Source organism: Dysosmobacter sp. HCP28S3_G4, assembly GCF_052065175.1.
Classification (GTDB): Bacteria; Bacillota; Clostridia; order Oscillospirales; family Oscillospiraceae; genus Oscillibacter.
Window position 1 is genome coordinate 1 of the sequence record NZ_JBQHUP010000009.1, and the last position, 22,908, is coordinate 22,908.

The following is a 22,908-nucleotide window of genomic DNA, read 5'->3' on the forward strand; positions in this document are numbered from 1 at the left end:
TCAGCCCAAGGTCTTAACTGTCAGGCCATTTACTCTCTCATTCTAACAGCTTCGGCTTTGAGATGGAAAAAGACGCGGCTGGCTGCCGCGCCTTAAACCGTAATTATTATTGTAGGAGGTTTTCCCATGCGAGAATTGCTGCCTTATCTCATCAATGGCATCTCCGTGGGCGGTCAGTACGCCCTGATCGCCATCGGCTACACGCTGGTCTACGGCATCCTCCGTCTGATCAACTTTGCCCACGGCGATGTGTTCATGGTGGCCGGCCTGGTCATGGTCTACTCCACCGCGTCCCTGCCCTTCTATATTGCCCTCCCCCTGGTGCTGATCGTCACGGTGGTCCTGGGCTTCACCATTGAGCGGGTGGCCTACAAGCCCCTGCGCAGCGCGCCCCGGATGTCTGTCATGATCTCCGCCATCGGCGTCAGCTACCTGATCCAGAACCTGTCCTTCTACATCACCGGCGGCGTGCCCCAGCCCGTCACCAACCCCATCCCCTGGATCTCCGAGAACGTGTCCCTGCTGGGCGCGTCCACCAAGCGGGTGACCCTGGTGACCCCCGCCCTGACCATTCTGCTGGTGGTGGCCCTGGTGTACCTCATCAACCACACCAAGATCGGCATGGCCATGCGGGCGGCGGCCAAGGACTTCGAGACCGCCCAGCTCATGGGCATCAAGATCAACGCCGTCATCTCCATGACCTTCGTCATCGGCTCCTTCCTGGCGGCGGTAGGCGCCATGCTGTACTTCACCAACTATCCCTCCGTGGCCATCACCTCCGGCGGCATGCCGGGCCTGAAGGCCTTCGTGGCGGCCGTGTTCGGCGGCATCGGCTCCATTCCCGGCGCGGTGGTGGGCGCGTTCATCATCGGCCTGTGCGAGGAGATCATCAAGGGCCTGGGCTACACCACCTTCTCCGATGCCTTCACCTTCGCGCTGCTGATCGTGGTCCTGTGCGTCAAGCCCACCGGCCTGTTCGGTGAAAAGGTCACCGACAAGGTGTAAGGAGGGAAGCAAGATGACAATGACAAGGAAAAAGACCATTTTCACGGCGGCGGTCCTGGTGATCCTGCTGGCGGCCTGTATCGCCGTGGATCTGACGCTGCCCAGCTACCACATCGTGGTCACCGTCATCAAGAAGGCCACGGTCTACTCCCTGGTGGCCGTGTCCATGAACCTGCTGAACGGCTTCACCGGCCTGTTCTCCCTGGGACAGGCGGGCTTCATGCTGCTGGGCGCCTACTCCTACGGTGTGCTGACCATTCCCGTGGCCAAGCGGGCCGGCGTGTACCAGTATTTCGACGGCGGCGCCATCCAGTTCTCCATCCCGGAGATCTTCTCCAGCTTCATGGGGGAGACGGTGGGCACCGTGGTGGGTATGCTGACGGCCCTGCTCATCGGCGGACTGCTGGCGGCGCTGATGGCCTATCTCATCGGCCTGCCGGTGCTGCGGCTGAAGAGCGACTATCTGGCCATCGCCACCCTGGGCTTTGCGGAGATCCTGCGGGCCTTCTTCCAGTGGAACGCCCTGGGTCCCATCACCAACGGCTCCAATCTGCTGAAGAGCTATCCCACCTTCTCCCATGCCACGCCCTATGTGGTGATGGTGGGCCTGATGATCGCCATGATCCTGCTGCTGATCAACTCCACCTACGGCCGGGCTTTCAAGGCCATCCGGGACGATGAGGTGGCGGCGGAGGCCATGGGCATCAATCTGGCCCACCACAAGCGGATGGCCTTCATCATCAGCTCCTTCTTCGCCGGCATCGGCGGCGGCATGATGGCCATGTACATGGGCACCATCGCGGCGGCGCCCTTCAAGAGCACCCTGACCTATGAGATCCTGCTGATCGTGGTCATCGGCGGCATCGGCTCCATCACCGGCTCCATCCTGGCCAGCTTCCTGTACATCTTCTCCGCCGAGTGGTTGCTGCGGGGCTTGGATTCCGGCAAGTTCCTTTTCATCGAGGCGCCTGCCGTGTTCAAGAACGGCTTCCGCATGGTGGTGCTGTCCATGATCATCATGGTCATCGTGCTGTTCTTCCGCAAGGGCATCATGGGTGACAAGGAGCTGCCGGATCTGCTGGACCGACGCTCCAAAAAGCGCGGGAAGGAGGCTGCAAAATGAGTGAGAACATCCTCCGCATTGAAAACGCCACCATGCAGTTCGGCGGCGTGGTGGCCGTGGATAACCTGAACCTGGAGATCAACCAGGGGGAGATCGTGGCCCTCATCGGCCCCAACGGCGCGGGCAAGACCACGGCGTTCAACGTGGTCACTGGCGTGTACCAGCCCACCAACGGCGCGGTGTGGTTCCAGGGAAAGAAAATCGTGGAAAACCATCCCCAGGGCAAGATGAAGAAGCTGTACAAGGGACAGCACGCTGGGGAGTACAACCAGGTGCTGGCGCCCACGCCGGACGTCATCACCAAGCTGGGCATGGCCCGGACCTTCCAGAACATCCGCCTGTGGAAATCCCAGACCGTGTTCGACAACGTGCTGATCGCCAAGCACTGCCGCGTGACCCACGGCTTCCTGTCCGCCACCTTCCGCACCAACCGGAAGGAGGAGGCGGAGCAGCGGGCCGACGTGGAGCGGCTGCTGGGCGAGGTGGGCCTGCTGGACGTGAAGGACGAGCTGGCCACCAGCCTGCCCTACGGCAAGCAGCGCCGTCTGGAGATCGCCCGGGCTTTGGCCACGGAGCCGAAGCTGCTGCTGCTGGATGAGCCGGCGGCGGGCATGAATCCCCAAGAGACCAACGAATTGACGGCCTTTATCGGCGAGATCCGGGATAAATTCAACCTGACGGTGTTCCTCATCGAGCACCACATGGACCTGGTCATGGATATCTCCGACCGCATTTACGTCCTGGACTTCGGCAAGCTCATCGCCCAGGGCACGCCTGCGGAGATCCAGAACGATCAGCGCGTCATCGACGCGTACCTGGGGGTGGCGGAAGATGCTTAAAATCGAAAATCTGCACGTGGCTTACGGCGGCATCCAGGCCCTCCGGGGCATCTCTCTGGAGGTGCCCGACGGCAAGATCGTCACCCTCATCGGCGCCAACGGCGCCGGCAAGTCCACCATGCTCCGGACCATCAGCGGTCTGGTAAAGGCTCAGTCCGGCTCCATCCTGTGGAACGGGGAGGAGCTGCTGGGCAAGTCCATCGACAAGATCATCGGCGCCGGAATCGCCATGTCCCCCGAGGGACGGCGGGTGTTCCCGGACCTGACGGTGGTGGAGAACCTGAAGATCGGCGCCTACCTCCGGAAGGACAAGGACGGCATCGAGAAGGACATCCGCTGGGTGTACCAGCTGTTCCCCCGGCTGGAGGAACGGAGCTGGCAGCTGGCGGGCACGCTGTCCGGCGGCGAGCAGCAGATGCTGGCGGTGGGCCGTGCCCTCATGTCCCGTCCCAAGCTGATGATGCTGGACGAACCCTCCCTGGGCCTTGCGCCCCTGGTGGTGCAGGACATTTTCTCCATCATCCGGGAGATCAACCGCCAGGGCGTCACGGTGCTGCTCATCGAGCAGAACGCCAACATGGCTCTGAAGATCGCGGATCTGGCCTACGTGCTGGAGACGGGCAACATCACCATGTCCGGCACCGGCGCGGAGCTGCTGGCCAACGACAAGGTGAAGGAAGCCTATCTGGGCAAGCACAAAAAGTAAACGGCCCCGGCCGCGTTCCCAATATGACAGAAGCAGACACATCCCCCGGCGAGGACCGCCGGGGGATGTGTTTTCTTCTGCTGTGATTCGTCCGCCGAAAAAACCGCCCCCGTCCATGTATGAAATCCCGAAATTCAGAAACCCTATCCAGGAACCCATTTTGATCCTGACAAAGGAGTGAGCAGATTTTGGAGACTGGAATTCACAATACCTCGGAGATCGGACGGCTGAAAAAGGTCATGCTCCACCGTCCCGGCCGGGAGCTGGAGAATCTGATGCCGGAGTACCTGGAGCGGCTGCTGTTCGACGATATCCCCTACCTGAAGGAGGCCCAGCGGGAGCATGACGCCTTTGCCGACTGTCTGCGGCGCAGCGGCGTGGAGGTGGTGTACCTGGCGGATCTGGCGGCGGAGAGCCTGGTGAACAGCGAGGTCCGTCAGGAGTTCATCCGGGAGTTTCTAGACGAGGCGGATCTCCGGGAGGAGCGCCTGCGAGACGGCCTGAAGGAGTACCTCTCCTCCCTGGGGGACCGGGAGCTGATCGACACCTGCATGGCCGGCGTCCGGCGGTCGGAGCTGCGGCAGGAGACGGCGAAGCTGGGGGACTACGTCTCCGCCGCCGGGGATGTCTATCCCTTCGCGGTGGACCCGCTGCCCAACCTGTATTTTACCCGTGACCCCTTCGCCACCATCGGCACCGGCGTGTCCATCCACCGGATGCACACCGCCACCCGGAACCGGGAGACGCTGTTCGGCAAGTTCATTTTCCAGTATCATCCGGAGTACAAAAACGCCCCCCGCTGGTATGACCGGGGCGAGACGTCCTCGCTGGAGGGCGGCGACATCCTGGTCCTGTCGCCGGAGGTGCTGGCGGTGGGCATCTCCCAGCGCACCCAAGAGGATTCCATCGACCAGCTGGCGGAGACGGTGCTGTCTCAGAGCGAGACCTTCCGGAAGGTGCTGGCCTTCAATATTCCCAAGACCCGCTCCTTCATGCACCTGGACACGGTGTTCACCATGGTGGACCGGGACAAATTCACCGTCCATCCCAACATTCTCCAGCAGATCACGGTGTTCGTCATGGAGCTGGATGAGAACCGGAAAATGAAGATCCGCCAGGAGGACGGCCGTCTGGAGGACATTCTGAAGGAGCACCTGCATCTGGACAAGGTGACGCTGATCCCCTGCGGACAGGGCAGCGAGATCGACGCCGCCCGGGAACAGTGGAGCGACGGCTCCAACACCCTGGCCATTGCCCCCGGCGAGGTGGTGGTGTACTCCCGGAACTACGTCACCAACCGCTCTCTGGAGGAGGCGGGGATCAAGCTCCACGTCATCCCCAGCGCGGAATTGAGCCGCGGGCGCGGCGGGCCGCGGTGCATGTCCATGCCGCTGTGGAGAGAGGACCCTTAAAAGAGCGGCGTTTGTCCCGTGGAAACGGGGGTGCCGGGGAGGCCCGGCAGCTTCAAAACCCCCATTCGTCGTCGGGTCAAACTGCGCCATATTCGGGACGCCCTGCGGGGGAGGGCATCCCTCATACCGCTCCGTTGCCCCTCCTCTTCCCCACCGCAACCGCTACGCCGGGTTGCGGCGGGGGACCCCTGTTGGTTGCGCCGAAAAGAAGATGCGCCTTTTGATGGTGTAGAAGAAAAGGCGTGGGGCGACGGCATTTCAAACTTCGTTTGAAACGCCTTTTCCCGCCCTGATTACGGGGTTTGGGCCCGGTGGTCGTCGAGGGCTTTGCCTCCTGTATCCGCTCTTGATACCAACGGAAGTCCGGGCCCCTTCCGGATGCACCGCCTTTCTCTTTTCACTGCCGCACCCTGGCAGTTTGAGGGGGCCTGGCACCGTTCTCTCGATACTGCCGCAGCGGCAAAAGAAAAGCAGGGGCATCCGGAACCACCCTTTCCGACAATCTTTCCGCAACTGCCAATGTGCGGCAGCAAAAGAGGAGCAAAGGGCATCCGGAAGCACCCCCAGCTTCTGAACCTGCCATACGCAGTTGAGTAGACGCAATCCGACAAGTCAGCACCCAAACAACCCCCGTAAAAGGCGGGAAAAGGCATTTCAGGCGGAGCCTGAAATGCCGCCGCCGAGCCTTTTTCTCTTGACACCATCAAAAGGCGCTTTCTCTTTTTCCCAGGAAAAAGAGAAAGGGGGTTTTGAAGCCCGCGACCTTCGCCGCACCCCGTCTCACGGGACAAAATTCCCCCTGACAAGGGAAAAACAACCACCGACACCAGCGGCATTCGCCGCCAGAAGAACAAAAGGAGAAATGACCATGGCAGTCAATTTAAAAGGCAGAAGCTTTCTGACCTTACAGGACTTCACCCCCGCGGAAATCCGCTATCTGCTGGACCTGGGCCACGACCTGAAGGCCAAGCGCCGGGCGGGCATCTGCGATCCCACCCTGAAGGGCAAGCACATCGTGCTGCTGTTTGAGAAGACCTCCACCCGCACCCGCTGTTCCTTCGAGGTGGCGGCCACCCAGGAGGGCGCCCACGTCACCTATCTGGACGCAGGCTCCTCCCAGATGGGCAAAAAGGAGTCCCTGGAAGACTCCGCCAAGGTGCTGGGCCGGTTCTTTGACGGCATCGAGTACCGTGGCTTCGAGCAGTCCGTAGTGGAGGATCTGTCGAAATACTCCGGTGTCCCCGTTTGGAACGGTCTGACGGACGCGGATCATCCCACCCAGATCCTGGCAGATATGATGACCATTGAAGAGCACTGTCACAAGCCCCTGAACCAGGTAAAGGTGGTGTTCCCCGGCGATGTGCGGAACAATATGTGCTACGCCTGGATGATCGGCGCCGCCAAGATGGGCATGCACTTCGTGGGCATCGGCCCGGAGAAACTGGCCAAAGAGATGGACCCGGAGATCATCAAAACCACCTTCGCCACCGCCCGGGAGAACGGCGGCCTCATTGAGATCACCGACAATATGGGCGACATCAAGGACGCGGACGTCATCTACGGCGATATCTGGGCGTCCATGGGCGAGGAGGCCCTGATCCCCGAGCGGGCCAAGCTGCTGTCCCCCTACCGGGTGACGGAGGAGACCCTGAAGGCCACCGGCAACCCCAATGTGCTGTATATGCACTGTCTGCCCTCCTTCCACGACTTTGAGACGAAGCTGGCCAAGGAGTGGCAGGACAAGGGCGTGGATATCCGGGAGGTCAGCGACGAGGTGTTCCGGGGCAAGCACAGCGTGGTGTTCGACGAGGCGGAGAACCGGATGCACTCCATCAAGGCCGTTCTGGTGGCCACCATCGGCAAGTAAAAGGAGGGAGGCCCGTGGCCAGATCGAAATTTCACATGCCCACGGCGTACACTATCCTGCTGCTGCTGATCGTGCTGGTGGCCATCGCCACCTGGTTCATCCCGGCGGGCAGCTATGACTATGTGGACGGCGTGCCGGTGTCCGGCACTTATCACGCGGTGGCGGCGGACCCCGCCACAGTGGGAGACGTGCTAAAAGCCTCCTTTGAGGGGTTTTACGATGCAGTGGACGTGTGCCTGTTCATCCTGATGGTGGGTGGCTTCCTGGGCGTGGTGATGAAGACCGGCGCCATCGACGCCGGCGTCTCCGGCGTCATCCGCTCCCTGGGAGGACGGGAGAAGTGGCTCATCCCCATCCTCATGGTGTTCTTCGGACTGGGCGGCACCACCTATGGCATGTGGGAGGAGACCATGGCTTTCTATCCGCTGCTGATCCCCGTGTTCCTGGCGGCGGGCTACGACGCCGTGGTGGGCATCTCCGTCATCCTGCTGGGGGCGGGAGCTGGCGTCATTGCCTCCACCGTCAACCCCTTTGCCACCGGCATCGCGTCGGGCTTTGCTGGGGTGTCCCTGGGAGAGGGGATCCTGCTGCGGATGCTGATGTGGCTGGCCTTTGAAGGGGCTGCCATCTGGTTTGTGATGGCCTACGCCGCCAGGGTCAAGCGGGACCCCACCGCCTCCGTGGTGGGCGTGGGGGCGGGAAAGCTCCACGTCAGCGCACAGGAGCAGCTGCCCCTCACCACCAGGCGGAAGTGGATCCTGGTGGTGTTCGGCCTGACCTTCCTGACCATGGTCTACGGCGTCATCCCCTTCGACGAGATGGGCCTGTCCCTGCCGGTGCTGGGCTGGTGGTTCCCGGAGCTGTCGGCCCTGTTCCTGGTGGGCGGCATCGTCATCGGCCTCATCGACCGCATGGGGGAGGCGGAGCTGGCGGACTGCTACGTGGCGGGCTGCGCGGACTTGCTGGGTGTGGCGTTTATCATCGGCATCAGCCGGGGCATCACCGTGGTGATGAACGGCGCCCACGTGACAGACACCATCCTCCACTGGGGTGAGACGGCCCTGTCCGGCACCGGCGCGGCGGGCTTCACGCTGTTGGTGTTCCTGCTGTACCTGCCCCTGACCATCCTGATCCCCTCCTCCTCGGGGCTGGCTACGCTGTCCGTCCCCATTCTGGCGCCCCTGGGAAAGTTCGCCGGAGTGGGCGGCGACCTGGTGGTGACGGCCTTTCAGGCGGCCTCCGGACTGGTGAACCTCATCACCCCCACCGCGGCGGTGGTGATGGGCGCCCTGGCCCTGGGCCACGTGGGCTATGACCGATGGTTCCGGTACGCGTGGAAGCTGATCCTGCTGTTTCTGGCGCTGTCGGTGGGCTTCCTGCTCATCGGTGTGTGGATGGGATAGGAGTTTGTGACCAAATCAGATCCCCGGACAGCGCAAAACCGCCCGCCGCGGAAGTCATTCCGCGGCGGGCGGTCCATCATCGTATGCAATATCTGATCAGAAGCCTACGATCAGGCCTTTTTCCATGGCGTAGAAGGTAGTCAGGCCCCGACAGGACACCAGTGTTACGTCCTTCACCGGCAGCTCCCGGAGGATCAGCTCCTTCAGCTTCAGCGCACCGGGCAGATTCTCGCAGTGGGACAACACCACCTCGGCACCGTCGCAATCTTTGCTCTGCCGCATCAGATCCACGATGGCCTGATAGGTTTTGGCCTCGCCCCGGGCCTTGCCGGACACATGGATGGTGCCCTGCGGCGTGGCGTCGGCAATGACGTGGATGCCCAGGGTGTGGAGCAGATTGCCTACCAGCGGACGCATCCGGCCGTTTTTGATGAGATTGTCGAAGCATTCCAGGGTGAACACCGTCCGCAGGGACGCCTGATACATCCGCAGCTCCTCACAGACCTTGTCAAAGTCCGGGTCCTCCACCTCCAGAAGGCTCTGGGCCTTCCGGGTCAGCAGCACCATGGCGCCGGCGGTGCTGCGGGAGTCGATGACACAGATCTTCTTCTCCGGATGCTCCTCCAGCACCATATCCCGGGCCAGCACGGCGGCGTTGTAGGTGCCGGACAGATTGCTGGAGATGGTGAAGCACACGGAGCAGTCCGCCTTCTCAAAGGCCCGGGCGAAGGCTGCAGGGGAGGGACAGGCGGTCCCGGCGGAGGACTTCTCCGTCGCCATATCCTCCAACAGCAGGGGAACGTTCAGAGACTCGTTGTCCAGGTACTCCCGGTCGCCCACGGTGATCTGCATGGGGACCACCTCCAGATGGAGATATCCGGGCTGAAGCTCGGTGGACTTGAGATCACAGCTGCTGTCACATACGATATTGTAAGTCATATTCGGCTCCTCCAAATGTGATTTCAAATACTATTTTTATTATATACCTTTTCTGTCGTTTGTCAATGGAAACATGGATTGACCTTTCACCGGAATAGTGCTATGATATCTCATGTTCAATTTAGAACTGTTATGGAGGCGATGGCATGGCTGGAAAAGCCGTTGATCTGGGCAAGGGGAATGTGCGGAAACTGTTGTTTTCCCTGGCATTGCCCACTATTACGTCACAAATTGTTAATATGCTGTACAATCTGGTGGACCGCATCTACATCGGCCACATGTCGCCGGCGGACACCGTGGGACGGATGGCTCTCACCGGACTGGGTGTGTGCCTGCCGGTGATCCTGATCATCTCCGCCTTCGCAGCGCTGCTGGCCATGGGCGGCGCCCCCAGGGCCTCCATCAAGGAGGGACAGGGGAACACTGAGATGTCCCAGCGCATCATGGGCAACTGCTTCACCCTGCTGGTGACGGTGTCCATCGTGCTGACGGTGCTGATCCAGGTATTTGCCCGGCCGCTGCTGCTGACCTTCGGCGCCAGCGCCAACACCATCGGCTACGCCCTGGACTATCTGCGGATCTACGCTCTGGGCACCATTTTCGTCCAGGTGACCCTGGGCATGAACGCCTACATCACCGCACAGGGCTTTACCACCATCAGCATGCGGACAGTGCTCATCGGCGCCATCCTGAACACCATCCTGGACCCCATCTTCATCTTCGGACTGCACATGGGTGTCCGGGGCGCAGCTACAGCCACGGTGATCTCCCAGGCAGTCAGCGCCGCGTGGGTGCTGCGGTTCCTGACGGGTCCCCGAACCAAGTGGAAGCTCCGGAGGGAGAATCTGCGTCCCAGCGCCAGGGTGGTGCTGCCCTGCCTGGCGCTGGGACTCGCGCCCTTCATCATGCAGAGCACCGAGAGCATCATCGCCGTGTGCTTCAACTCCTCGCTGCTGAAATACGGCGACGATCTGGCGGTGGGCACCATGACCATCCTCACCAGTCTGATGCAGTTCGCCCTGATGCCCCTGCAGGGCCTGACCCAGGGCGCCCAGCCCATCGTCAGCTACAACTACGGCGCCCGGAACGCCGAACGGGTCCGGACGGCCTTCAAGACGCTGCTGACGTCCTGCCTGGTGTACTCCATGACCATGTGGACGCTGGTGCAGCTGTTCCCCCAGGTGTTCATCCGGTTGTTCAACAACGACGCGGCCCTGGTGGACTACGCCGTCCGGGCGGTGCGGATCTACATGGCCGCCACCGGCATTTTCGGCATCCAGATCGCCTGCCAGCAGACCTTCATTGCCCTGGGCAACGCCAAGGCGTCGCTGTTTCTGGCGCTGCTGCGGAAGATCATCCTGCTGGTTCCGCTGATCTATATCCTGCCCAACTTCTTTGCCGACAAGGTCTTCGCCGTGTTCCTGGCGGAGCCGGTGGCGGACACTCTGGCGGTCTGCACCACGGCCACCATGTTTGCCGTGCAGTTCAGGCGGTCCATGAGGGAGCTGGAGCAGCCCGGCGGCGCGGCGTAAAGGCCGCGTCCGGACGGAGAACGGTTTTCCGAACCATCCGGACGAAAAAACCGGTGGATTTTCAAAAATTCGCCTTGACATTCGTCTGGTTTCCGGTATAATAATAAGGCTTGTACAAAACAGGCATCCTTGCTCTCATCTCGAATGAGGGCCATTCGTCCAAAAGGAGGTGCAAAAAATGGCTAAAGTTTCCGCCAATTATGAGGTCGTCTACATTATCGACCCTGCACAGGGTGAGGAGGGCATCGCCGCTCTGGTGGCGAAGTTCAAGACCCTGGCCGAGCAGAACGGCTCTGCCGTTGAGGTCGAGGAGTGGGGCACCCGCAAGCTGGCCTATCCCATCAACTTCAAAGAAGAGGGCTACTACGTCCTGATGACGTTCACCAGCGAGCCCGCTTTCCCCAGAGAGCTGGACCGTATCCTGCGGATCACCGACGGCATCATGCGTTCCCTGATCGTCTGCAAGGGCGAGTAAGGAGCACACCATGCTGAATAGGATCATCCTGATGGGTCGTCTGACCCGGGACCCTGAGTTGCGCCGCACCCAGAGCGGCACGGCGGTGACGTCTTTCTCCCTGGCCGTGGACCGGGATTTCAAGTCCCAGAACGGCGACAAGGAGACGGATTTCATCGACATCGTTGCCTGGCGTTCCACCGCGGAGTTTGTCAGTAAGTACTTCACCAAGGGCCGCATGGCCGTGGTGGAGGGCCGTCTGCAGATCCGCGACTGGACGGATCGGGAGGGCGGCAAGCGCCGCAGTGCCGAGGTCGTTGCCGACAACGTCTACTTTGGTGATTCCAAACGGGACGCCGCCTCCGACGGCGGTTATGCTCCCGCCTACAGTGCCCCCGCCGGTCGGGCGCCTATGATGGCTCCCTCGGACGGGCACTCCGACTTCGCCGAGATCGGCGAGGAGGACGGCGAACTGCCGTTCTGAAAAATTCTTTGAAGGAGGAACTCATCCATGCCTATGGATCGTGAAAACCGGCCCGCTCGCCCCATGAACCGTGGTAAGCGCCGCAAGGTCTGCCAGTTCTGCGCGGAAAAGTGCGAGCAGATCGACTACAAGGACGCCGCCAAGCTGCGCCGTTTCGTGTCCGAGCGTTCCAAGATTCTGCCCCGCAGAACCACCGGCACCTGCGCCATGCATCAGCGTCAGTTGACCGAGGCCATCAAGCGTGCCCGTCAGATCGCTCTGCTGCCCTACGTGACCGACTGATCATCAAAAGAAGATCCCCGTCCGCTGGACGGGGATCTTTTCATATGTGCTTCGAGAAAAATGGCCGCAAAAAAGTGTCCGGAGGGCAGATCCGGACACTTTTTTGCTGGTACGGAGAAGGGGGCAGACCTTTCCGCTTATAAGGCATCACCGGTGAGAAAGGAGAGAGAACACCGGAGAATCGGCAAAAAAATCAATAAAAGCCGACCCCTCGGACAACATTGTCCGAAAGCCCGGCTGAAAGCGCTCTGTTTGGTTGATGATAGTATTATAGCAAACTGCACAATTTTATGCAAGACCTATTGTGCATAATATCTTCCACAAAAAGAAGCGCATCTTTATGAAAAATGGCGTACAGTAGGGCTGCACGCCATTTGTTCCGTTCTCACGGCTTCAGTTCATCGGAGAAGGTGGGGAGGGAGTCGTCGTCCCGAACCCAGTCCTCCACGTTCACCACTTCGAACTCCGTAGGGGAGCGGCGGATGACAACCTTTTCCAGTCCGGCGTTGATGACCTGACGGCGGCACATGGAGCAGGAGGTGGCGTCCGGCAGCAGAGCCTTGGTCCGGGCGTCCCGGCCCACCAGATACAGTGTACCACCCACCATGTCCCGGCGGGAGGCGGAGATGATGGCGTTGGCCTCGGCGTGGACGCTGCGGCACAGCTCGTACCGCTCGCCCCGGGGGATCTTCATGGCCTCCCGGGAGCAGTAGCCCAGATCGGCGCAGTTGGCCCGGCCTCTAGGGGCGCCGTTGTAGCCGGTGGAGATGATCTCGTCGTTATTGACGATGATGGCGCCGTACAGACGGCGCAGGCAGGTGGACCGCTCCAGAACGGTCTCCGCGATGTCCAGGTAGTAGTTTTCCTTGCTGATGCGGCCCATGGGTGGATTCCTCCTGTTCAATGAGATATTCGGTATCGTTTGGCGGCATTATATCAGTTTTCCCCGAAAGTTGCAACAGACAAGGGGAAAAACAGCCGGATCCCCAACAAAAAGAAGGGCTGACTTCACTTCAGCACCCCCGCCCGGACGGCGATCAGCTCCGCCGCCACGGAGACGGCGATCTCCGCCGGGGTCTCCGCGCCGATGGCCAGACCGATGGGAGCGTGGAGGACACTGTACTCCTCCGTCGTGAAGCCCGCCTCCAGCAGGCGGTCCCGGCAGATGGACAGCTTCTTTTTCGAGCCGATGCAGCCCAGATACCGGGCGCCGCTGCGGAGCGTCCGGGCCAGCACCTCGTAATCCGCCTGATGGCCCCGGGTCATCACCACCACATAGTCGTCGGCGGTAATGGACAGATGCTGCTCCAGCTCCGAAAAGGGGCCGCAGAAGGTCTCCGCCGCCTGAGGAAACAGGGCGGGGGAGGCGAATTCCGGACGGTCGTCGTACACCACGGGACGGAAGCCCACCTGGGCCAGCACCGGCACCAGCGCCTGGGACACATGGCCGCCGCCGAAGATATAGACCCTGCCGGGCCGCACCACGGGGATGGAGAACCACCCCTCCGCCGTCTGTACCAGCCGGTCCTTCATCAGAGGGGACAGCTCCGGGGTGATGGGGTCCTCCGACGACAGCGCCCGCATCCCCGTCACCTGTCCGTCCCGGATCTGCCGGACCAGCCAGGCACCGGAGGAACCGCCGGACAGCTCTATCAGCCGCCGGAAGGCGGCGATGGCGGCATCGTCCCCGGCGGGGAGGTACTGGAAGTGGACCGTCACGTCTCCGCCGCAGACCATGCCCAGACTGGCGGCGTCCCCCTGGACGAACCGGAAGGACCGGACGGCGTTTTCGCTGCTCTCCAGCAGCCGGGCCGACAGCTTCTGGGCCTCGTATTCCACGTTGCCGCCGCCGATGGTGCCGGCGGCCGTCCCGCCGGGGAACACGGCCATCATGGCCCCCGCGCCCCGGGGCGTGGAGCCGCTGGCGGACAGCACCGTCACCAGAACGGCCGGCTGGCCGTCCTCCAGATGGTGGACCAGGGTCCGGAAAAATTCCCGCATGATCGCCGCTCCTCTCTGAAAACCAAGTTATTCTATATGTATTTTGCCCCCTCCGGCGGACGCTGTCAAGGGCGTTTTCACCCTCTGTTTCCGTTTTGCGGAGACGATTTTAAAATCCCTGTATTTTTTAGTTGATAATTTGGAATCTTTATAGTAGAATATAAGAGCTATCGAATTCCTCCGTATCAAGCTGCGGAGCCGGTCTCGCGCAATGGATGCCCGTGAATCATGTCAGGCGGGGAACCGAGCAGCATTAAGCGGGATGTTCCATGTGCCGCGAGGGCGCCGGTTCCGCAGCTTGATGCGGAGGAGTTTTTGCGTCCCGAATTGGATCCTCACGAAAGGAGGCGGCCCTGTTGTATCAGGCCCTGTACCGCAAATGGCGGCCCAAGACGTTCGCCGACGTCATCGGTCAGTCCCATATCACCGAGACATTGCAGAAGCAGGTGGCCGAGGGCCGCACCTCCCACGCGTATCTGTTCACCGGCACCCGGGGCACCGGCAAGACCACCTGCGCCAAAATTCTGGCCAAGGCCGTCAACTGCGAGGACCCTGTGGACGGCAATCCCTGCTGCCGGTGCGCCTCCTGTCTGGGCATTGAGAACGGCAGCTTTCTGGACGTGCTGGAGCTGGACGCCGCCTCCAACAACGGCGTGGACCAGGTCCGGGCATTGCGGGACGAGGCCATCTACGCCCCGGCCAACGTGAAGAAGCGGGTGTACATCATCGACGAGGTGCACATGCTGTCCATCTCCGCCTTCAACGCCCTGCTGAAGATCCTGGAGGAGCCACCGGAGCATCTGATGTTCATTCTGGCCACCACGGAGCTGCACAAGGTCCCGGCGACGATCCTGTCCCGGTGCCAGCGGTTCTCCTTCAAGCGCATCACGCCCCAGGATGTGGCGGCGCGCCTCAGCTATGTGGCGGGGCAGGAGGGCATCCCTCTGACCGCCGACGGCGCGGAGCTGCTGAGCCGTCTGGCGGACGGCGCCCTGCGGGACGGCCTGAGCCTGCTGGACCAGTGTGCCGCCGCGGGCGGCACCGTGGACGCTGCGGCGGTACTGGACGTGCTGGGCCTGGCGGGCAATCTCCAGACCGCCCAGCTGATGGAAGATATCGCGCAGCGGGACGCCCAGGCGGCGCTGCTGCTGCTGGACCAGCTCTACGCCGGCGGAAAAGACGTGGGTGCGGTGCTGGGCGAGCTGTCCACCCTGACCCGGGATCTGCTGCTGCGGAAGACCGCCCCCCAGGGCGGCGCGGCGCTGCTGTCCGGCGGATACGATTCCGCCACTCTGGACCGGCTGGGCAAGGCCCTGTCCGCCAGCCGCCTGATTTACCTGTCCATGACCTTGCAGCAGACCACGGCCAATCTCTATTACAGCGCCAACCGCCGCACCGACGCGGAGCTGTGCCTCCTGCGGCTGTGCGATGAAAGCCTCTGCGGCGACGTCACCGCCCTGGCCGCCCGGATGACCCGGATGGAGGAGCGGATGGCGGTGCTGCCCGCGGCCATCCGGACCCAGCAGGCGCCGGAGCCTGCCCCGGTGGTCCAACAGCCTGCCGCGCCGAAGCCCGCGGCCAGGGCGAAAAAACCAACCCCCAAGGCGGCGGACGTCCCTCCTTGGGAGGAACCTCCTCTGCCGGAGGAGCGGGTCCCCTGGGAGGAACCGCCCCTGCCGGAAGAGCCGCCGTTGCCGGAGGAACCGCCCCTTCCCGAGGAGCCTCCTCTGCCGGAGGAGCCGCCCATGGCGGCGGAGCCCGCCGCCCCCTGGGAGGAACCGGCCCGGCCGGCTCCTGGTCCCTGGGAGCGGACGGAGCCTGCTCCGGCCCCGCGGTCTGCCGGACCCTCCATCCCCCAGCCGTCCGCCGCACCAGTGACAGAACCCTCAGCCGGAGGTGCCGCCATCTGGCGGGAGCTGGCGGAGAGCAGCAAGGGCGCTCTGCCGCCCATGTACCGGGCCTTCCTGGGCGCATGCCGGGGCACGGTGGACAACGGCGTGGTGACGGTGTTCGCACCGGACGACGTGGTGAAGGGCCGTCTGGACAACGACCGGGTGCTGAACGCACTGCGGGACAGCGGCGAATCCCTCACCGGCGGACCAGTGACGGTGCGTCTGGTGGTGGGAGAGCCACCTAAGGTCTCCCCGGCGGACCTGCGAAAGAACCTCATTGCATTTGGGAGTCAGTTCGACAACATTGAGATCAAATAACATCAAATAAGCAAAGGAGAAACAGCTATGAGTTACAGCGCACGCCGTGGTTTTTCCAACGGCAGCAAGCGTCCCACCGGCGCACAGCGTCAGGCGGAGATGCAGCAGAAGATCGCGGAGATGCAGCAGGCCATGAACGAGACCCAGGCCGCTGTGGAGGCTCAGGAGTTCAGCGCCACCGTGGGCGGCGGTGTGGTCACCGCCACGGTCAACGGCAAGAAAGAAGTGCTGTCCCTGTCCATCAAGCCGGAGGCCGTGGACCCGGACGACGTGGAGATGCTCCAGGATCTGGTGGTCTCTGCCGTCAACGAGGCTCTGCGTCAGGCCGGCGAGGCCATGGACAAGGGCATGGAGGGCCTGACCAGCGGTCTGAATCTGGGCGGCCTGGGCCTGTAAGGGCGCACATTGCATGAAAACGACGGGACGGCATTCCAAACGCGGTTTGGAATGCCGTTTTCCGCCTTTCGGGACTTTTCTACAGGAGGATCAGAATGATGAAGAAGCTGTGCATCCCGTTGCTGAGCGAACTGCTGTGCCTGCTGCTGCTGGCGGGCTGCGGCGCGGCCCCGGAGCGGACACCGGCACCGGTGACGGAGCGGGAGAGCACCGGAACCATCGCCTATGTGCCCCTGGACGACCGGCCCGTGAACACGGACCGGGTGGTCTATCTGGCGGAGTCGCTGGGCTATGAGGTGGTCATGCCGGAGGAATCCCTGTACCACACCTGTCTGGACGGACAGGACCCCAACCCCAACGGGACCCAGTACGGTGACCGGGCGGCGCTGTACGAGTGGGTGCTGGCCCAGAATAAGGCCGGGTGCAGCCGGTATATCCTGTCCCTGGACCAGCTGCTGTCCGGCGGACTGGTGAATTCCCGCAGCTTCTCCGGGGAGGCCGTGACATTGTCCGACGGCACGGTGCTGTCGGAGTTCCAGCTCATCGACGGCCTGCTGTCCGCCCTGGCGAACGGGGAGAATCAGGTGTACCTGATGGATACTGTTATGCGTCTGGCCCCTACCGTTGGCTATAACGGCTGGGATCTGGAGGGCTACGAAACCCTCCGTGCCTACGGCATGGCGTCCCGCTCCGTCCTGACTGGCCAAGACCTGACGGTGGAGAACATCGCCGCCAATTACGGCAGTGGCCCGGACGGCGCGCCCCTGAACGCAGGGGACTTCGGCCTGACGGCGGAGCAGGCGGCACAATACCACCGCTGCCGGGAGCGGAAGCTGCGGCTCATTGACCACGCCCTGTCCGCGTCGGCAGGGATGGACAACGTCCATTTCCTCATCGGCGTGGATGACTCCGCCCCATCGGACAGCATCCAGACCAGTGAGATCGCCTGGCTGAAGCAGGCGGTGGAGGGCCGGGGGGCTGTGCTGTCCGGTGCTGACGAGGACGGAATGCTGGCGGTGTGCCGTCTCTACGGGGACACAGAGTACACCGGTCCCACGCCCAAAGTCCGGGTGCGCTACTTCGGCAGCGACGGCAACATCACCTCCAGCGACTATGACCACCAGCCCCTGCGGGACATTGTGGACGCCCATCTGGACTATCTGGGGGCGGAGTGCGTGGACGGCGGGGAGGACGTGCAGGTGCTGGTGCTGACCCGCCCAGCGGAGGACACGGACAAGTTCCGAAAGACGGCTATCCGGGACCTCATCGCCGCTCTGGAGGAGAACGGAAAGAAGGGCGTCCCCACGGTGCTGATGGACGCCGCACGGAACCAGTACGGCACGGATTTTCAGCAGCAGCTGGTGAAGAAGACGGAGCTGTCTATGCTGCTGGGCTACGCTGGATTCTACGATCTGGCCAACGCCACGGGCATCGTCCTGTCCAACGGACTGGCCCGGTGGCTGTGCCTGCGCCAGCAGGGCACCTGCTCCACGGCTCAGAACCAGGCCTTCATCCGGACGCTGGCGGACTCCCTCCTCAAGGACATCTGCTACAAGAACCGGGCTAAGGACCAGCTCACCGTCTATGTGCGGGAGGAGCTGGGCGGCAACCCAGACAACTTCGCCGCCTCCGGCACGGACACCGCCGCGGTGCTGGAGAAGCTGACGTCCCTGATGGAACGGGAGACGGCGGATGTGCTGAAGAATCTGTCCCAGGGACAGTTCCTCACTTCTCCGGACGGGGAGCGCACCGGCCTGGACGGCCTCGTTCTGTCGGAGTGGGCGACCCCCTGGCAGCGAGTTTTTGAAATTCGGATAAAAATTCACGTAAACGATTTCGTAAAGTGAGCTGAATCTGCCAATACAGCACATTTTCCCAAACTTTTGATGCAGATTTCGGACGAAAAGCAGAGAAAATCTGCGAAAATCCAGCTTGACGGACTGAAGATGTCCTGATATGATGAGGCAAAGGTTTTCAGAATCATCTGAAAGGAGAATTGCAATGAAGCGAACTACCCGTGTGGGCATCGTCACCAGCGGCGGCGACTGCCAGGGCCTGAACGCTGCCATCCGAGGTGTCGGCAAGGCGCTGTTGCAGTATGTGGACAATGTGGAGATCTTCGGCATGTACGACGGTTACCGGGGGCTCATCGACGGCGACTACAAGTTCATGGAGCCCAAGGACTTCTCCGGCATCCTGACGGAGGGCGGCACCATTCTGGGCACCTCCCGCCAGCGGTACATCCCCGGCAAGGCCATCGTGGACGAGGAGGGCAACGACCTGATGCCCGCCATGCTGGACACCTACAACCGGCTGAACCTGGACTGTCTGGTGGTCATGGGCGGCAACGGCACCCAGAAGAGCGCCAAGCTGTTGATGGACGCCGGTATGAACGTGGTGACCCTGCCCAAGACCATCGACAACGACATCTTCGGCACCGACACCACCTTCGGCTTCCAGAGCGCCGTGGACATCGCGTCCAACGTCATTGACTATATTCACTCCACTGCAAGCTCTCACGGCCGGATCTTCCTGGTGGAGCTGATGGGCCGGGACGCCGGCTGGCTGACCCTCCACGCAGGCATCGGCAGCGGTGCCGACGTCGTCCTCATTCCGGAGATCCCCTACGACTTCAACAAAATCGTGGCGGGACTGGAGAGCCGCCGCAAGAGAGGCCGGAACTTCTCCATCATCGCCGTGGCGGAGGGCGCCGTGTCCGTCACTGACAAGCAGCTTTCCGAGGAGGAGCGCCGCCGGGCCAAGGAGAACAGCAAGCACTCCACAATCTCCTACCGGCTGGCCAGCGAGCTGGAGAAGGCCCTGGGTCAGGAGGCCCGGGTCACCATTCCCGGCCACTATCAGAGAGGCGGCCCTCCCTGCCCCTATGACCGGGTGCTGGCCACCCAGTTCGGCACTGCCGCGGCCAAGCTGATCCGGGATAAGCAGTACGGCTACATGGTGGGCATCCAGAAGGGCGAGATCGTGGCGGTCCCCCTGGCGGATGCCGCCAGCCAGACCAAGTTCCTGCCCACGGACCATCCTCTGATCCAGACGGCCCGGGACATCGGCATCTTCTTCGGCGATTGACTGTCTGCTGAATGACAGCTCCCCCGCCGCCCAAAAGGGCGGCGGGGGAGCTCTGCGTTTTCCGGGACAAAGGATCTGCACGGCTCTGGAACAGAAAAACTCCCTGCCGTGAAGACGGCAGGGAGTGGAGCATACGGGATGGAAACAACGAGGAGCCGCTTAAAGCTGACGGACGGTGTAATACACCGCCAGCGCAAAGATCACCAAGCAGACGGCCCAGATGGCGTAGTAAGCGGCGGTGGTGCTGACCAGCCCCACGGCCACCGCGGCCAGGGACAGCACGCAGGAGGCGTACACGGGCATGGCGTCCGCGCCCTTGGGCAGCATCCGGACATTGCCCAGCATGCCGTCGGCCTTTCCGGCCTTCCAGAACAGAACGCCCGCCACAGCCATGACGGCCAGATAGAGCACCGCCGCGATCAGGACCTTGGTATTCCAGACCACAGTGCCCAGGCCCTTGCGGCAGAGCCACAGCACCAGCACCGTGACGCCCAGAACGGACAGGGAGTAGACGCACTCCCGGTCGTACAGGCTCCAAAGAATCCCCAGCAGCATTACCACAGGGACGATGATGCACAGCGGGGTGATGGCCGTGTAGACGTAGTTCCGCACCAGCCAGCTGGCCACGGCCAGAAATGCGCCGGCGCCCAGCAGAGTCCAGCCGGCGCTCTGCTTCCAGGACTTCTCTTTCCGGAACACCAGTCTCAGGGCAAGTCCCGCCGCGGCGATGATCAGCCCCGCGTAGACAATAATCTGGAGATAGCCGTCCCACTGAACGACCTGCTCCAGCTTTCCGTTGATGAAGTATTTGCGAAGCACCAGAAGATACGCCTCTGCCAGGCAGCCGGCCAGCAAAAACTTGACGGCGCTGTTGACAGAATCAGCCTTCTGCGCACGGGCGTTTCCTTTTTTATTGGGTTTCTGAGCCATTTATCGTAACCTCCAAGGTGAATTCACAGGCGTGTCCCCCTGAGCGAAATACACAGGGGACATATTGTGTTATTGTAGCAGACTTTTTCATGTTTTGCAAGAGGATGACCCCAAAAACTGCGGCTTGCCGGTTGAGAACCGAAAAAAAGTGTGGTATACTAAGCCTGTTTGAATGTGCCGGACTGTCCGCAGGACAAGGAATGCAGCCTGGGACGGAAGACAAAAATGTCCGTGAGAGGATGACATATGACACGCAAAATGAAACGGGCCGCACTGGCGCTGGCTGCGGCGCTGCTGTGCGGCGCACTGAGCGGCTGCGGAGCGGAGGAGCCCGCCGTGACGGAGACCTTCGCCATGGACACGGTGATGCGGTTCACCGCCTACGGCAAAAACGGCCAGGCGGCGGCAGACGCGGCGGACCGGGAGGTCCGGCGTCTGGAGGCCCTGCTGGACCGGACAGACGGAGACAGTGAGGTCTCTCGCGTCAACAGCGGCGCCGGAGCGCCAGTGACGGTCAGCGGGGAGACAGGGCGTCTGATCCAAAGCGCCCGGACCTTCTCGGAGGACACCGGCGGCGCTTTTGACATCACAATTGCCCCGGTGATGGACGCCTGGGGTTTCACCACCGACGAAAAGCACGTCCCCGACCGGGGGACGCTGGATAGCCTGCTGCCCCTGGTGGACAGTGGGACCATCGCCGTGGAGGACCGGGGAGACACGGCTCAGGTGACTATCGGGGAAGGGCAGTCCATCGACCTGGGCGGTATCGCCAAGGGCTACGCCTCGGAGCGGGTCGAGGCCATCTTCCGGGAGCAGGGGGTGGAATCCGCCCTGGCGTATTTGGGAGGCAACGTCTACGCCCATGGCGAAAAGCCCGACGGCGCTCCCTGGCGAGTGGCGGTCCAGGATCCGCAGGATACGGATTCCTGCACCGGTGTACTCAGCCTGCGGGACGCCTATGCCATCACCTCCGGCGGCTATCAGCGCTATTTTGAGCAGGATGGCCAAACTTATCACCATATCATCGATCCCGCCACCGGATATCCGGCGGACAGCGGGCTGCTGTCCGTCACCATCGTGGCTCCGGCGGTGGGCCCGGACGGCGGCGACGGTCTGACCGGCGGCACCATGGCCGACGCCTTCTCCACGGCGCTGTTCGTCATGGGGGAGGAGCGGGCCATCGACTTCTGGCGCCGGTCGGGGTACGAATTCGACATGGTGCTGGTGACGGCGGACGGCCGTCTGCTGGTCACTGATGGCCTCGAGAAGAAATTTGAACGAAACGAGGACGCCGGGTATATCTATGAGATCATCCGTTAAACTGCACCCCACCCGGTGGGACGCCGCCGTGGCGGCGGTGATATTGCTGCTGGCCGCCGTTACCGGCGGGGCGTACTGGAGCCGGACCCTCTCCGCGGGGAACAGGCTCCAGGCGGTGGTGTCCGCCGACGGCAGGGAGCTGGATCGGGTGGATCTGACGGCCCTGTCCGCCCCGGAGACCCGGACCTACAGCGGCAGCGGGTATTCCCTGACGGTGGAGTTCTCGGCGGAGGGCGTCCGGGTGGCGTCGTCGGACTGCCCCAATCAGGACTGCGTCCACACCGGGGAGATCCATCACGCCGGACGGAGCATCGTCTGCCTGCCCGCCCGCATCTCCATCCAGCTTACCGGCGGTGCGGAAGACGCCGCCGTGGACGCGGTCATCGGATAGGAGGGCGGCGCGTATGAAACTGACCACACGGCAGCTGACCCTCTGCGCCGTGCTGACGGCCCTGGCCCTGGGCCTCAGCTACATGGAGAACTTTATCCCCCTGGGCCTGCTGATCCCCCTGCCGGGCATCAAGCTGGGGCTGGCCAACATCGTGACCATCTTCGCCCTGTACGCCCTGGGCCCCACCCAGGCGATGCTGATCCTCATTGCCCGGTGTACCCTGGGGGCGGCGTTCGCCGGAAATCTCAACGCGCTGCTGTTCTCCCTGATGGGGGGCCTATCCGCCATGCTGGTGATGATCGGTCTGTCCCGGCTGCGGAGACTATCCATTTACGGCGTGTCCATGGGCGGCGCCGCCGCCCACAACTGCGGCCAGGTGGCGGCGGCCATGGTGACGCTGGGCAACGCCGCGCCGCTGGCCTATCTGCCGGTGCTGCTGGCGGTGTCGCTGCTGTCCGGGACCCTGACGGGCTATCTGGCGGGACTGCTGTTCCGGGCGTTGGAACAGACCGGCCTGATGAAATAAA

The 22,908-nt window shown here is 62.6% G+C and carries 22 protein-coding genes and 1 other RNA gene; 19 read left to right on the top strand and 4 right to left on the bottom strand.

The genetic code is table 11. The annotated features are described in order from the left end of the window. The first annotated feature begins 126 nt into the window (after positions 1-126). The 7 genes from ACTNBU_RS03615 (at position 127) to ACTNBU_RS03645 (ending at position 8,355) form a co-directional block, all read left to right on the top strand. Complete coding sequence (locus tag ACTNBU_RS03615) at positions 127-1,005, top strand: branched-chain amino acid ABC transporter permease (RefSeq protein ID WP_441030822.1); 879 nt, start codon at positions 127-129, stop codon at positions 1,003-1,005. 13 nt (positions 1,006-1,018) lie between these two features. Then, positions 1,019-2,128, top strand: coding sequence for a branched-chain amino acid ABC transporter permease (locus tag ACTNBU_RS03620; protein ID WP_441030825.1), 1,110 nt, complete (start codon positions 1,019-1,021; stop codon positions 2,126-2,128). Beyond that, the gene (locus tag ACTNBU_RS03625) at positions 2,125-2,967 is read left to right on the top strand and encodes an ABC transporter ATP-binding protein (RefSeq protein ID WP_441030827.1); all 843 of its coding nucleotides are present in this window, start codon (positions 2,125-2,127) and stop codon (positions 2,965-2,967) included. Before ACTNBU_RS03620 ends, ACTNBU_RS03625 begins: the two co-directional genes overlap by 4 nt. Next, a complete protein-coding gene (locus ACTNBU_RS03630; RefSeq protein WP_441030830.1) occupies positions 2,960-3,673 on the top strand; it encodes an ABC transporter ATP-binding protein in 714 nt (237 codons plus the stop codon). The genes ACTNBU_RS03625 and ACTNBU_RS03630 overlap by 8 nt, the downstream gene beginning before the upstream one ends. Before the next feature lie 188 nt (positions 3,674-3,861). Then, positions 3,862-5,085 (top strand): arginine deiminase, encoded by a 1,224-nt coding sequence (arcA, locus tag ACTNBU_RS03635; protein ID WP_441030834.1) that lies wholly within the window; start codon positions 3,862-3,864, stop codon positions 5,083-5,085. An 868-nt stretch (positions 5,086-5,953) separates the two neighbouring features. Continuing rightward, a complete protein-coding gene (gene argF / locus ACTNBU_RS03640; RefSeq protein WP_441030835.1) occupies positions 5,954-6,952 on the top strand; it encodes an ornithine carbamoyltransferase in 999 nt (332 codons plus the stop codon). Between the two features lie 14 nt (positions 6,953-6,966). Beyond that, the gene (locus ACTNBU_RS03645; RefSeq protein WP_441030837.1) at positions 6,967-8,355 is read left to right on the top strand and encodes a YfcC family protein; all 1,389 of its coding nucleotides are present in this window, start codon (positions 6,967-6,969) and stop codon (positions 8,353-8,355) included. Positions 8,356-8,451: 96 nt separating this feature from the next. Here ACTNBU_RS03645 and ACTNBU_RS03650 read toward each other — a convergent pair whose 3' ends face one another. Further along, a complete protein-coding gene (locus ACTNBU_RS03650; RefSeq protein WP_441030840.1) occupies positions 8,452-9,294 on the bottom strand; it encodes a DegV family protein in 843 nt (280 codons plus the stop codon). Positions 9,295-9,440: 146 nt separating this feature from the next. On the opposite strand from ACTNBU_RS03650, the gene ACTNBU_RS03655 reads away from it, so the two are divergent. The 4 genes from ACTNBU_RS03655 to rpsR all read left to right on the top strand — a co-directional run bounded on the left by ACTNBU_RS03655 (position 9,441) and on the right by rpsR (position 12,046). After that, positions 9,441-10,826 (top strand): MATE family efflux transporter, encoded by a 1,386-nt coding sequence (locus ACTNBU_RS03655; protein ID WP_441030843.1) that lies wholly within the window; start codon positions 9,441-9,443, stop codon positions 10,824-10,826. Positions 10,827-11,004: 178 nt separating this feature from the next. Next, complete coding sequence (rpsF, locus tag ACTNBU_RS03660; protein WP_441030845.1) at positions 11,005-11,301, top strand: 30S ribosomal protein S6; 297 nt, start codon at positions 11,005-11,007, stop codon at positions 11,299-11,301. A gap of 10 nt (positions 11,302-11,311) precedes the next feature. Continuing rightward, complete coding sequence (locus tag ACTNBU_RS03665) at positions 11,312-11,764, top strand: single-stranded DNA-binding protein (protein ID WP_441030847.1); 453 nt, start codon at positions 11,312-11,314, stop codon at positions 11,762-11,764. A 27-nt stretch (positions 11,765-11,791) separates the two neighbouring features. Next, positions 11,792-12,046 (top strand): 30S ribosomal protein S18, encoded by a 255-nt coding sequence (rpsR, locus tag ACTNBU_RS03670; RefSeq protein ID WP_325286218.1) that lies wholly within the window; start codon positions 11,792-11,794, stop codon positions 12,044-12,046. 385 nt (positions 12,047-12,431) lie between these two features. Here the strand turns inward: rpsR and ACTNBU_RS03675 are convergent, their stop codons facing one another. Further along, on the bottom strand, positions 12,432-12,929 hold the full coding sequence (locus ACTNBU_RS03675; protein WP_441030851.1) for a deoxycytidylate deaminase: 498 nt from the start codon (positions 12,927-12,929) through the stop codon (positions 12,432-12,434). A 125-nt stretch (positions 12,930-13,054) separates the two neighbouring features. After that, positions 13,055-14,047: an XdhC family protein gene (locus ACTNBU_RS03680; protein WP_441030854.1), complete on the bottom strand. Its 993-nt coding sequence runs from the start codon at positions 14,045-14,047 to the stop codon at positions 13,055-13,057. A gap of 195 nt (positions 14,048-14,242) precedes the next feature. On the opposite strand from ACTNBU_RS03680, the gene ffs reads away from it, so the two are divergent. The 5 genes from ffs (at position 14,243) to ACTNBU_RS03705 (ending at position 19,740) form a co-directional block, all read left to right on the top strand. Further along, positions 14,243-14,342: signal recognition particle sRNA small type (gene ffs, locus ACTNBU_RS03685), an RNA gene on the top strand. Between the two features lie 61 nt (positions 14,343-14,403). Continuing rightward, positions 14,404-16,257 carry a DNA polymerase III subunit gamma/tau gene (gene dnaX, locus ACTNBU_RS03690; protein WP_441030857.1) on the top strand — a complete coding sequence of 618 codons (1,854 nt, stop codon included), beginning with the start codon at positions 14,404-14,406 and terminating at the stop codon, positions 16,255-16,257. 27 nt (positions 16,258-16,284) lie between these two features. Beyond that, positions 16,285-16,653, top strand: a complete 369-nt coding sequence (locus ACTNBU_RS03695; protein ID WP_441030860.1) for a YbaB/EbfC family nucleoid-associated protein — start codon at positions 16,285-16,287, stop codon at positions 16,651-16,653. Positions 16,654-16,748: 95 nt separating this feature from the next. Then, positions 16,749-18,500, top strand: a complete 1,752-nt coding sequence (locus tag ACTNBU_RS03700) for a DUF4127 family protein (RefSeq protein WP_441030863.1) — start codon at positions 16,749-16,751, stop codon at positions 18,498-18,500. Positions 18,501-18,654: 154 nt separating this feature from the next. After that, entirely contained in the window at positions 18,655-19,740 is a 1,086-nt protein-coding gene (locus ACTNBU_RS03705; protein WP_441030866.1) for a 6-phosphofructokinase, read from the top strand. A gap of 159 nt (positions 19,741-19,899) precedes the next feature. Here ACTNBU_RS03705 and ACTNBU_RS03710 read toward each other — a convergent pair whose 3' ends face one another. Then, on the bottom strand, positions 19,900-20,670 hold the full coding sequence (locus ACTNBU_RS03710) for a hypothetical protein (protein ID WP_441030869.1): 771 nt from the start codon (positions 20,668-20,670) through the stop codon (positions 19,900-19,902). A gap of 246 nt (positions 20,671-20,916) precedes the next feature. Here ACTNBU_RS03710 and ACTNBU_RS03715 point away from each other — a divergent pair, with 246 nt between their 5' ends. Genes ACTNBU_RS03715 through ACTNBU_RS03725 form a run of 3 tightly spaced genes read left to right on the top strand, consistent with a single transcriptional unit; the run spans position 20,917 to position 22,907 of the window. Then, a complete protein-coding gene (locus ACTNBU_RS03715; protein ID WP_441030872.1) occupies positions 20,917-21,990 on the top strand; it encodes an FAD:protein FMN transferase in 1,074 nt (357 codons plus the stop codon). Then, positions 21,974-22,381: a NusG domain II-containing protein gene (locus ACTNBU_RS03720; RefSeq protein ID WP_441030875.1), complete on the top strand. Its 408-nt coding sequence runs from the start codon at positions 21,974-21,976 to the stop codon at positions 22,379-22,381. Before ACTNBU_RS03715 ends, ACTNBU_RS03720 begins: the two co-directional genes overlap by 17 nt. Positions 22,382-22,394: 13 nt before the next feature. Beyond that, the gene (locus tag ACTNBU_RS03725; RefSeq protein ID WP_441030878.1) at positions 22,395-22,907 is read left to right on the top strand and encodes a Gx transporter family protein; all 513 of its coding nucleotides are present in this window, start codon (positions 22,395-22,397) and stop codon (positions 22,905-22,907) included. The last annotated feature ends 1 nt before the right edge of the window (position 22,908 follow it).